Source organism: Achromobacter spanius (genome assembly GCF_002966795.1).
Lineage (GTDB): Bacteria > Pseudomonadota > Gammaproteobacteria > Burkholderiales > Burkholderiaceae_B > Achromobacter > Achromobacter spanius_D.
In genome coordinates this window covers 238,008-249,832 of record NZ_CP023270.1, presented here as the reverse complement: position 1 = coordinate 249,832, position 11,825 = coordinate 238,008, and the positions used below count along the sequence as shown (strand labels likewise).

Below are 11,825 nucleotides of genomic sequence, written 5' to 3'. Positions count from 1 at the left end.
CCCCCAGGTCAACAACGATTTAACGCAGATTGCGGCGTATCTTAGCGCTTCGCACAAATCTTCAACGGCGGTTTGTGCAGCCCGGTTGTAGGGAAGCTCGGGCCGTCTTTTCTTAATTTAAACGTCTGGCTGGTTTGGAATAAATCGTACCGATTGCGCACGGTCCCGAACTGATGGTCTATGCAGGCTGTGGGCCGGTCTGAAACTAAGCACGAAAAAAATGCGGCTCAAGTGAGCCGCATTCGATAACAAGAAAACTTAGATTGGCTGAGGCGCGACGAAGTGAGACACCTTCGGCGGCGCATCCCCGATGTGGAAACCGCGCACTTCGGCCTGCTGGTCCGCGTCGGCGTGGGTCACACGCTCATGCTGGCGCAGGTGTTCCAGCCATGACGTCACCAGGAAATATTCCAGGTAGCGGCCCGGCTGTGCCGCGTCTTCAAAGATCCCCCATGCGTAGGCCCCATCGCGGCGGCGCTCGGCGCCGGCATGCTGCATGGCCTGCACGAAGTCCGCGCCGCGTGCCGGGTCGATCAGGTATTCCACCGTGATCATCACCGGACCGCGATCATGCGACACCTGCTGGTCGATCAGTGGCTCGGGCCAGTGCATCGACGGCGCGAGGTCCAGGTCGGCGCCCAGCTGCAGCTTGGCCTTGCGGGTCAGCAGCATCGCAATCACCGAGCCGGCGGCGGCGATCAGCATGGCGGCGGGGACGCCGGCATGCACCGCAGCTTGGCCCCAGATCATGCTGCCCGCGGACATCGAGCCGAAGAACACCGTCACGAAAATCGCCAGGCCACGGGCACGCACCCAGTCCGGCAGGGCAACCTGCGCCGATACGTTAAGCGACGTCAACACCATGATCCACGACGCGCCGGCCAGGAAGCTGAATGCACCAGCCACCACGGGATGCGGGATCACCGCAAAGACCACCAGCGTGAGCGCCGTGCCCAGCGTGCCGGCCATGACGCTGCGGTCCGGACCCAGCTTCTTGCGCAGCGGCGGCAGCACCATCGCACCGATCACCGCACCCGCGCCGACGCAGCCCAGGATGATGCCGTAGAGCAAGGCGCCGCCCTGCAGTACCTGACGCACGATCACCGGCAGCAGGGCCCAGTAGGCGCTGGCAAACAGAAAAAACGCGACGGCACGAACAAGCGTGGATTTGAGCGGCTTGCTGTGCAGCGCAAAGCGCAGGCCGGCACGCATGGCATGAAACAGCTGCTCGCGGGGCAGACGCTTTTCGGCGGCAACCGGCGGCTTCCACCAGATCAGTGCGGCCACCACCACGATGAAGCTGACCGCATTGACGAAGAACGGAATCGCCACGCCCAGGCTGGTGATCAGCACGCCGGCCAGCGCCGGGCCGATCGCACGGCTGACGTTGATGCCCACGCTGTTCGTCGCGATGGCCTGCTGCAGCGAAGGACGCGGCACCAGGCTGGGGACGATGGCCTGCCAAGCGGGCGCCGACAGCGCGGTGCCGATGCCCATCAGCAACGTAAAGCCCAGCAGCACCCACGGCGTCGTGAGGCCAAACCACACCACCAGGCCCAGCGCCAGGGCGATGAAGCCCATCGCGATCTGCACCATCAGCAGCAGCTTGCGGCGATCCATCGTGTCGGCCAGCGCGCCGGCCAGGAGCGACAGCAGGAACACCGGCAGGGCGCCCGCGGTCTGCACCAGCGCCACGAACATGGGCGAGGGCGACAACGACGTCATGAGCCATCCGGCGCCCACGTCATGCATCCAGGTCCCGATGTTGGACAGCACGGTGGCAACCCAGCACGGAGAAGGCGGAATAGGCGAAAGGCGAGGACGGCTGGGCGTCGGCGGGGCGGGTGTCGGCGGTCGTCATGGGAGGCTCCGGGGCTGCCGGTCAGTTCAAGAAAAAAAGCCCGCGGCATCGGCCGCGGGCCTGGGATTTAGCGAGCGATGACAGGCGCGGCGACGGGCGCGATCGCCTCATGCTTCGTCTGCGTGCGTTGCGCAGCCTTGTGCACCATCGTGTAGGCGTAGTCCACGCCCATGCCGTAGGCGCCCGAGTGTTCCTTGACGATCTCCATCACGGCATCGTACGAATCGCGGCGGGCCCAGTCGCGCTGCCATTCCAGCAGCACTTGCTGCCACGTCACCGGCACGACGCCTGCCTGGATCATGCGCTGCATGGCCATGTCATGCGCTTCCTTGGACGTACCGCCCGACGCGTCGGAAACCATGTAGATCTCGTACTCGCCTTCCAGCATGGCGCACAGCGCGAAGGTGGTATTGCAGACTTCGGTCCAGAGACCAGCCACGATCACCTTCTTGCGGCCGTTGGCGGCGAGCTGGTCGCGCACTTTCTGGTCATCCCACGAGTTCATCGAGGTGCGTTCCAGCACTTTCTTTTCCGGGAAGACATCGAGCAGTTCGGGGTAGGTGTAGCCCGAGAACGATTCGGTTTCGACGGTGGTGATGATGGTCGGAATGTCGAACGCCTTGGCGCCCTTGGCCAGACCCACGACGTTGTTCTTGAGCGTCTGGCGATCGATCGACTGCACGCCGAAGGCCATTTGCGGTTGGTGATCGATGAAGATGATCTGGCTGTTTTCGGGGGTCAGCACTTCGAGCTTGGCGGTGGTGTTGGTCATGTCAGTGTCCTTGAAGAAGTAGGTTTGGGGTGTTGCTTGCAGCGCGTTGCTGCGATGAACAGAACTATATTCTTCGGGACAATCAGCCGGTAGATGGGGATTTTTGCCTTCATCGTTCTTTTTATGGAACGATGGTTATCGTGGGTCTTGAGTGCGTGTCGGCAAAGTGCGGCGATAGTCATCTGGCAAAGCATTGGACTGAACGCACGTGCGACCTGCATGCGGGTCTGGCGTCAGCCGGACGGGGAAAAAACCTGATGATGCATAATTAGCACCGTTTCTCATTTCCATTTATCGTTCGACCTAGGCTTGCGGTTGTGCACGATTCCCCCTCTTCACTTGAATTCAAGGCGCTCTACAGCGCACATCACGGCTGGTTGCATGGTTGGCTGCGCGGCCGCATGGGCAACAGTTTCGACGCCGCGGATTTGGCCCATGACACCTTCATGAAGTTGCTGGCCAATGAAGAACCCGTAAACGTTCGCGAGCCTCGGGCGCTACTCACCACAATCGCCAAGCGCGTGGTCGCCAATTTCTATCGACGACGCCGGATCGAAGAAGCCTATCTCGCCACGCTGGCCGAGTTGCCCGAACCCGAGGTGCCAGGCCCGGAAACGCGCGCGCTGTTGCTCGAAACCTTGCTCGAGATCGACAAGCGTCTGTCGCTATTGAAGTTGGCGGCCCGCAAGGCTTTTCTGATGCATCAGGTAGAAGGCATGACCCAGGTGGAAATCGCGCAAGCGCTGAGCGTATCGGTGGCCACAGTGCAGCGCTACCTCGAGCGCGCCGTCCATCAGGTTTGTTTCGGCTAAGTCGCATGGAAACACCCGCCAGTATCCCCACGGTGCCCCGCGTGCACGGCGCGCCGATTCCGGTTGCCGTGAGCAAGGCGGCGGTGCGCTGGCTCATTGCGTTGGACTCGCCGCAGGCAACGCAGCAAACTCACGACGAATGGCGCACCTGGCTGCAAGCCGATGGCGTGCATGCCCGCGCCTGGGCGCATCTGCAGGAGATGACGCTCTGCTTGCGGCAGATGAACCCCGCCATCGCGCACTCGACCCTCGCGGCGCCGGACGCGTCGGTCAAGCAGAGTCGACGCCGCGCGCTACGGCTATTGGCGGGCGGCGTCGTGTCGGTAGCAGGAGCGTGGGCGGTGCAAGACACTTCCGGCTGGCGGGCATGGCGCGCCGACTATCACACCGCGGTCGGGAAGCGCCATCGCATCGCCCTTGCGGACGGCAGCGAGGTCATGCTCAACACCGACAGCGCCGTCAATGTGCGCTTCGATGAGCAACGCCGGCTGTTGCAGATGATTCGCGGCGAGATGCTGGTCACCACTGGCGCGGATCGGGGCAGGGCTGCGCCGGCGCGACCCTTCCTGGTCGAAACGGCTCATGGTGTTCTGCGGGCCCTTGGCACCCGTTTCGCCGTTCGACAGTTCGATAGCCAATGCGAGCTCAGCGTCCTTGACGGTGCGGTCGAGGTCACGCCGCTTGACGCGCCGGCCCGGTCCTTCGTGGTGCAAGCGGGAAGGCAGGCGCGTTTCGATCGCGGGCAGCTGCTGAGTAGCGCGCAGGCCGACCCGGCGGCCGGCGCCTGGTCCAACGGCATGCTCATCGTTCATCGCATGCCGCTGGGTGAGTTCGTCGCCGAGCTTGCACGGTATCGCAGCGGCCATCTCGGATGCGACCCAGCGATCGTCCATTTGCCCGTGTCCGGCATCTTCCCTGTGGACGACACCGAGCGCGTGTTGGACATGCTCGGCAGGACGCTGCCGGTGAGCGTGCGCACGCGAACCCGCTATTGGGTCACGGTGCAGGCTCGCGCCTAGGCCTGCAAGGCAGTTACAAAATTCATGGCTTCGCCGCCCCGAAATCTGAGGGGTTTTTCACGAGCTAAGTGACATACCAAGCAGAAGTCACTCTGTTTTGTTGAAGGGCAAGCCTGATGGGTCAATTCAAACAGCGCGCCCAAGCGCGCACCGCCGCCATATCGCTGGCGGCATTTTTCATCGCTCCAATCGCGCTGCTGTCTGCGCTCGCTGCGCCCAGCGCCCAGGCGCAGACCGCGCCACAGCATGACACGCAGACCTATGCCATTGCGGCGGGCGAGCTGCAAACCGTGCTGAGCGCGTTTGGCCAGGCCAGCGGCCTGATGATCACCTATTCGGCCGAAGACATCGCCGGCAAGCACAGTGCAGGCGTGATCGGCCGATACGCGGTCAAAGATGCGCTGGCGACGCTACTCGCCGGCACGGGTTTGCAGGCCATTGCGCAGTCCAACGGCGGCTACACGGTGACGCCCATCCCGCGGAGCACGGAATCGGCCGTGGAACTGGCGCCGATCAGCGTCATCGGCCGTACCGACATCGTGACGACCGAAGGGCTGGACTCCTACGCCTCGCCGAACGTCTCCATGTTCAAGGGCGCGACGTCGTTGCGCGACATTCCGCAGTCAGTTTCGGTGCTGACGCGTCAGCAGATGGACGACCAGGATCTGACCACGGCAGCGGCAGCGTTGAATCAGGTAACCGGCGTCAGCACCACGGGCTATGACCGTACCGAATCGATCATGGTGCGCGGCTACACGGCCAATGCCCAGGCCGACGGCGTGCCCATGGTCGGCATGACCAACAATCCGTTCACCGATATGGCGCTCTATGATCGCGTCGAAGTGCTGCGCGGTCCCTCGGGACTGCTGACGGGCAGCGGCGAGCCCGGGGGAACGGTCAATTTCGTGCGCAAGCGGCCCTACGCCGAACTGGGCGGTTCGGGCGCCTTATCCACAGGCTCGAATAACCGCCGCCGCGCCGAAGTCGACCTCAACACGCCGTTGAATGAGACCGGCACCCTACGCGCCCGTACCGTGCTGGTGCGGCATGACGAGGACAAGTTCTACGACGACGCCAAAAGCCGCGACGAGGTGGCCTACGGCATCGTGGAGTACGACCTGACGCCGCACACCACTTTCGGCATTTCGGGCGCCTATTCCCAGTGGACGACCAATACCTTCTGGGGCCTGCCGCTGATGAGCGACGGCAGCCTGCCGTCACGCCGAACTTTCATGGGTTCCAATCAGGACTCCGTTTACCGCATCAAAGAGGCCTCAGCCGACCTGACCCATCGCTTCGCCAATGACTGGACCGCCCGCGCGGCCTACAGTCATCGCGAGCTGGACGCCGACTATGTGGGCATCGTCACGACGGCGCCAGTAAACATCGCTACCGGGCTTGCGGACATCTCCAGCGCTTACGGCTACTACCAGAAGGAAACGAAGTGGGACAGCGCCGACTTCAACGTCACCGGTCCGATCGAGGCGTTCGGCCTGCGGCACCGGTTGACCGTGGGGTACAACGCGTCCAGATCGGACAACTTGCTGGGGTCCACGTCGTTCACGGCCCAGAACTGGGACGTCTTCAATGACCACGATTTCAGCGCGCTTATCAACCGCGACGTCGCCTCGCGCCGCCAGACCATTACCGAACAATCGGGGCTCTATACCTCCGCACAGATCGCGCTGGCGGATCCGCTCAAGCTCGTGATCGGTGGCCGCTGGACCAGCTATCGCAGCAAAAGCAGGACCGTCGCGGCCTCCAACACCGACTGGGTGCGCAGCGCGGGCAAGGCCAGCAAGGAGTTCACGCCCTACGGCGGCCTGCTCTGGGACGTGAACGATCGCGTCACGCTGTACGCCAGCTACGCGGACACCTTCGTGCCGCAGACGCAGGAGGATTACCAGGGCAACGTCCTCAAGCCGCGCGTCGGCTGGCAGACGGAGGTGGGCGCGAAGGTTCAACTGCTCCCGGAGCGCCTGTTCTTCAACGTGGCCCTTTACCGCATCCGCGACAAGAACCGATCCATGGTCGATGGCGACCACGTTGGCTGCGGCGGCTCGACCAATGGCGCGTGCTACCGGTCGGCCGGCGAAGTGCAGAGCGACGGCGTCGACCTGGAACTGGTGGGAAAAATTACGCCCAACTGGGACATCTCGGCGGGATACACCTACACGCGTGCCAAGTACCTGAGCGACACCAATCCCGACAACGTCGGCAAACGGTTCAACGCCGACATGATTCCCCAGCGGATGTTCAAACTCTGGACGAACTACAGCTTCGGCCCCGAAGATTTCGGCGGCGCCCTGTCGGGGTGGAGCGTGGGCGGCGGGGTCAACGCCCAAAGCAACATCTACACCAGCAGCGCACGTCAGGGCGGGGTGAAGTACAGCGGAGGGTATGCGATCTACTCGGCCCGGGTCGGCTACCGCTTCAACGCCAACTGGGATGCGTCATTGCTGGTAAGCAATCTGTTCGACCGCACCTATGTGCGCAATGTCGGCTATGGCGGATTCTTGAACTTCTATGGCGATCCGCGCGCCGCCATCTTCACGGTGCGTGGGCGATTCTGATCAGGGCTGAGGCGGTGACCTGCCGAGGCCCGCCCGCGCGCCGCGGGTTGTGCTGGGTTCGATTGACCGCAAGCGATCGAATCAAAACGCACTTTTAGTTGATTTAATCAACCATCTGCACGAGAATGGTTCCTTTCCGATGAGATGCCATCATGACCTTGCAGACTCCGCTGACCCGCCTTTTAGGCATCCGATATCCCATCGTTCAAGCCGGCATGAGCTGGGCCTCCTCCAATGCGGAACTGGCGGCCGCCGTTTCCGCAGCTGGCGGCCTGGGCGTCGTGGCGTCCGGACCGATGTACCCGGAGGCGCTGCAAGGTGCGCTGCGCAAACTGCGCAGCCTGACTGACGCCCCCTACGCGGTGAACATTCCGCTCTACAACAAGCGCGCACGCGAGCATCTGGACATCGCCATCGCGGAAGGCGCGCCCATCATCATCGCTTCGCAAGGTGGACCGAAGGAGCATCTGGGCCGAGTCCACGATGCCGGGATGAAGTGGCTTCAAGTCATTGCCAGCCCGGTCCATGCCGAGAAAGCCCAGGCTGCCGGCGTCGACGGCGTGATCGCGGTCGGCCTGGAGGCCGGGGGGCACCCCGGCCCCGACGAGATAGCCACCCATGTGCTGCTGCGAGCAACAGTGCAGCGCGTGGACTTGCCGGTCGTCGCCGCGGGCGGCATTGCGGACGGCGCGGGGATTGCCGCCGCGCTTTGCCTGGGCGCGGCCGGCGCGCAACTCGGAACGCGGTTCTTGCTGACGCCCGAGGCGAGCGTACACGCCGCCTACAAAGCGGCCGTGATGCAGGCAAGCGTGAGCGATACCACTTTGGTAGGCCGCGGGCGCTCGCCGGTGCGCATGCTGCGCAACGCCTTTGCCCAGCAGTACCTCAGTGCCGAGCGCCGCAGCGGCGATGAAGAACTGGATGCGTTGTTCGCGCAAAGCACCTTGAAGCAGGCGGCGCTGGAAGGCAATGTCGAGCTGGGCAAAGTCGAAGCCGGGCAAAGCGCCGGACTGATCGATGACTTGGTGCCGGCCGCCGAATTGATGCAGCGCCTGGTCGAGGAAACCCTGGTTGCGATCATGCGGGTCAGCGCACTGGTTTGAACGGCGGGTGTTTCATAACCTGGAGCCGTTGATCGGGGCGAGCAGTCATCTTTCTACGCGTTGACTTCCGAAGATCGACTTATTCAATCTTCGGAAGTCAACGCGTTTAATGCCGGAAGTCGTCGACCTCCTTACTTCTTCGACAAGCCTGCGCTTTCGACCAGCTTGCGCATGGCGACCTGGTCCTTCTCCACGAATTGGGTGGCTTCCTGCGGCGTCATGGTCCAGAGCTCGACCCCCTGGGCGTCCATCAGCTTGCGATATTCCGCCGACTGATTCACGGCCTGGACGGCTTTGTTCAATTTCTCCAGCACCTCGGGCGGCGTGCCTTTGGGCGCGGCCAGGCTGTACCACGACGCCGATTCCGCCCCGCTTACCCCCGCTTCAGCCATGGTGGGCACATCGGGAAACAGGGTCGAACGCTTGGGGTTGGCATAGGCCAGCGCCTTGAGCTTGCCGCTGCGGATGAACTGGACGCTGGCCGCCAGATTCAAGACGGCCATGTCGACCTGCCCGCCCACCAGATCATTGATGGCCGGTGCGGCGCCGCTGTACGGAATATGCATGACGTCGACCTTGGCTTGCTGGCGGAACAACTCGCCTCCCAGATGCGGTGAACTGCCCGGCCCCGCCGACGCGTAGTTGATCTTGCCCGGTTCCTTTCGTGCGACGGCGATCAGCTCCGGCAAGGTCGAAACCGGCAAGGACGAGCGCACGACCAGCATGTTGGGCTGGTTGGCCACGATCGTTACGAAGGCAAAATCCTTGATGCCGTCGTACGGCGTCCGCTGCATCAACGGCGTCACCACATGCGCGGCCGACGTTCCCAGCAGCAAGGTGTAGCCATCCGGTTTGGCGCGCGCCACGAAGTTTGCGCCGATCGCCGCGCCGCCTCCGGCCTTGTTCTCGACAATGACCGTCTTGCCAAGCTGTTTTTCAAGTTCGCGCGCCAGCGCTCGACCCAGCACGTCGGCAGGGCCACCCGCCGCATAGGGGTTGACCAGCGTGATCGGCTGATTCGGATAGCTGTCCGCCGCCAGGCTCGCACTGCAGCAGACCGCGCTGACGCTCAGGCCGCACAGCAATCGCTTCAAGGTTTTCATCTTTGTCTCCTGATCCTCATTGGGATGCTTCTTTTTGTGTTGCTAAATGGCGCCAAGCTCCCTCAACGCCGTGATTTCCTCGGACGACAGTCCCAGCCTTGTGCGCAGCACCTCGTCGGTATGCTCGCCCAGCAAGGGAGGACGCTCGACCTGCGGATCTTCGTAACCCTCGAATTTGAAGGGCACCGGCACCGCGCCAAAGCGGCCGATGCGAGGATGGTCGTAGCTCGCGACCATGCCGCGCGCGCGCACGTGTTCGTTATTCAGAATCTCGCCGACATCCAGAATCGGCCCGGCGGGCACGCCTGCCGCATCGCAACGGCGGCAAAGCTCTTCGCGATCCAGCCTGGCCACGGCCTGCTGCAACCCGGCCATGACTTCCTCGCGGCGCGCCACCCGCACGGCATTGCGCGCCAACTCGCCGTCGGCGCTCCATTGGGGCAGATCCAGGAGGTCGCACAGCGGTTTCCAGTGTTGATCGCTGCCGGTGATCTGCACCCATTTGCCGTCGCGGCATTCGAACGCCGCCGACGGGACACGTCCCGGATGCTCCGTGCCCATGCGCGGCGGCACTTCACCCAAGGCGAAGTAGCGCGCCGCCGCCAGCGACAACAGACCGACCTGCCCGTCCAGCATCGAGAAATCGACATGGCACCCGCGACCGCTGCGCTCACGGCCGACCAGGGTGGACAAAATGCCTATCGCCGCCCACAGGCCCGAGGTCAAGTCGGCCACCGGCAACCCCGGCTTGACCGGCCCGCCATCGCGCTCGCCGGTCAAACTCATGATGCCGCCCATGGCCTGGAACACCGTGTCGTAGCCCTTGCGCGGCGCATACGGCCCGGTCATGCCAAAGCCGGTGCACGAGAAGTAAATCAGGTCGGCGTTCTCGGGCGCGATATGTTCTTTGTCCAGGCCATAGCGCGCCAGGGTGCCCACCGGAAAATTCTCGATCACCACATCGACGTCGCGGGCCAGCCGGCGTATCAGATCCTGACCCTCGGGCTTGCGGAAATTGACCGTGATCGATTGCTTGCTGCGATTGAACGCGAGGTAATAGGCCGACTCATCGCCGCCCTCGCCGTGCACCTTGGGCTCGAATCCGCGCGTCTCGTCGCCGCCCTCGGGCTGCTCGACCTTGATCACCGTCGCACCCAATTCGGCCAAGATCATCGACGCGAAGGGGCAGGCCAGCACCCGCGACAAATCCAGGATGGTGACGCCGTCGAGCGGCTTCATCGCGCCGCCCCCTGACGAAACCCGCGCATGATGACGTTGGCGTCGCGGCCTACGCCCAACGCATCTTCCAGCGCCAGATCCGCGCACCGATGGAATGCGCGCTTGGTGAGGCCCATGGCGGCGGGTTCCCAGCCGGCGAGACGCTCGGCCAATGCGAGCGCTTGCGGCAAGACGTCGGCGGCCGGCACGGCCCGATTGGCCAACCCCAGGGCCAGTGCCCGATGGCCGTCGATGGCTTCGGCCATGGCCACCAGCTCGAAGGACTGCTTGCGGCCCAACTGCCGCACCAGATTGGCCATCACCACGGCAGCCACGATGCCGTGACGCAATTCCGGATAGCCAAAACGCGTGTCCTCGGCCATGACGACCATGTCGCACGCCAGCGCCAGGCCAGCGCCGCCGCCCAGCGCATTGCCATGCACGGCGCCGATCACCGGCTTGCTCATGCGCGAGAAAGCCAGATGCAGATCGGTGGTCAGGCTGGCCCGCGCCAGCACGGCCTCAGGATGCTCGGGCGTCAGCGCCGAAAACTCGGTTGTGTCCGCGCCCGCGCAAAAGGACTTGCCATTGCCGGTCAGCACGACGGCGCGCACCGCCAGATCCTGATCGGCCTCCCGCAAGGCCGCCAGCAAGCCGGTGGTCAGGGCGGTGTTCAAGGCATTGTGTTTTTCCGGGCGATTCAACCGCAGCACGCGTACCGCGCCCTGATTCTCGATAATCAATTCGGTCATGTCTCTACCTCCAATTAATTGATTTAATCAACTTTATGAGCATAAAAAAGCCCGTCTCGGACAGGCGGTTGCTTCAGCGGGGCTGGACGCCGCGACCGCGGCGTGCCGGCACTTCAGCCTTCAGGTCGTTGAGCATGTTCAGCATGTGCGAAGTCATCTTTTCCAAGGCGCGCTCCAGCACCTCGCGCTCGTCTTCGCTCAGTACGGCCAGCATTTCTTCATTGCGCTCGACGGCGGCCGGAAACATCTCTTGGTAAAGCTTTTTTCCGGCGCGCGTCAGGTCCAGGCTGACGCCGCGAGCGTCCTGGGCATCCGCGCTGCGCTCGATCAGGCCGCGTTCGATCAAGTCGGACACCGTGCGGCTGGCCTGGCTTTTGTCGATATTGGCTTCACTTGCCAGTGCATTCAAAGACATATCGGGCGCCGCACCCAGCAAGGCCAGGATCCGCCACTCACGCGGGCCCACGCCATAGCGGCTCTCGTTCAGGCCCGCAGCAATGCGACTGGACACATATGCCAGCCTGTTCAAGCGGTAGGAAAACAGCTCCTTGAGCGCGGCAGGCGGGGCGCGGCGGGTGGAAAGCTTGCTTCGGGTTGCCATGGAGTCCTCTT

10 protein-coding genes are annotated in these 11,825 nt (G+C 63.5%); 4 read left to right on the top strand and 6 right to left on the bottom strand.

Annotated features, from left to right (window positions below):
* Positions 1-258: 258 nt before the first annotated feature.
* A complete protein-coding gene (locus tag CLM73_RS01210; RefSeq protein ID WP_234015776.1) occupies positions 259-1,776 on the bottom strand; it encodes an MFS transporter in 1,518 nt (505 codons plus the stop codon).
* Positions 1,777-1,928: 152 nt separating this feature from the next.
* Complete coding sequence (locus CLM73_RS01205) at positions 1,929-2,633, bottom strand: hydrolase (RefSeq protein ID WP_105236975.1); 705 nt, start codon at positions 2,631-2,633, stop codon at positions 1,929-1,931.
* A 317-nt stretch (positions 2,634-2,950) separates the two neighbouring features.
* Here CLM73_RS01205 and CLM73_RS01200 point away from each other — a divergent pair, with 317 nt between their 5' ends.
* From CLM73_RS01200 to CLM73_RS01185, 4 genes are all read left to right on the top strand, one after another.
* Positions 2,951-3,445 (top strand): sigma-70 family RNA polymerase sigma factor, encoded by a 495-nt coding sequence (locus CLM73_RS01200; protein WP_105236974.1) that lies wholly within the window; start codon positions 2,951-2,953, stop codon positions 3,443-3,445.
* A 5-nt stretch (positions 3,446-3,450) separates the two neighbouring features.
* Positions 3,451-4,464 (top strand): FecR domain-containing protein, encoded by a 1,014-nt coding sequence (locus CLM73_RS01195; protein ID WP_105236973.1) that lies wholly within the window; start codon positions 3,451-3,453, stop codon positions 4,462-4,464.
* A gap of 116 nt (positions 4,465-4,580) precedes the next feature.
* Entirely contained in the window at positions 4,581-7,037 is a 2,457-nt protein-coding gene (locus tag CLM73_RS01190; protein ID WP_105236972.1) for a TonB-dependent siderophore receptor, read from the top strand.
* A 152-nt stretch (positions 7,038-7,189) separates the two neighbouring features.
* Entirely contained in the window at positions 7,190-8,140 is a 951-nt protein-coding gene (locus tag CLM73_RS01185; RefSeq protein ID WP_105236971.1) for an NAD(P)H-dependent flavin oxidoreductase, read from the top strand.
* Between the two features lie 131 nt (positions 8,141-8,271).
* Here CLM73_RS01185 and CLM73_RS01180 read toward each other — a convergent pair whose 3' ends face one another.
* The 4 genes from CLM73_RS01180 to CLM73_RS01165 form a co-directional block, all read right to left on the bottom strand.
* Complete coding sequence (locus tag CLM73_RS01180) at positions 8,272-9,243, bottom strand: Bug family tripartite tricarboxylate transporter substrate binding protein (protein WP_105236970.1); 972 nt, start codon at positions 9,241-9,243, stop codon at positions 8,272-8,274.
* A gap of 42 nt (positions 9,244-9,285) precedes the next feature.
* On the bottom strand, positions 9,286-10,482 hold the full coding sequence (locus CLM73_RS01175; RefSeq protein WP_105236969.1) for a CaiB/BaiF CoA transferase family protein: 1,197 nt from the start codon (positions 10,480-10,482) through the stop codon (positions 9,286-9,288).
* Positions 10,479-11,213, bottom strand: coding sequence for an enoyl-CoA hydratase/isomerase family protein (locus tag CLM73_RS01170; RefSeq protein ID WP_105236968.1), 735 nt, complete (start codon positions 11,211-11,213; stop codon positions 10,479-10,481). Before CLM73_RS01170 ends, CLM73_RS01175 begins: the two co-directional genes overlap by 4 nt.
* Before the next feature lie 73 nt (positions 11,214-11,286).
* On the bottom strand, positions 11,287-11,814 hold the full coding sequence (locus tag CLM73_RS01165; RefSeq protein WP_105236967.1) for a MarR family winged helix-turn-helix transcriptional regulator: 528 nt from the start codon (positions 11,812-11,814) through the stop codon (positions 11,287-11,289).
* Positions 11,815-11,825: the final 11 nt, after the last annotated feature.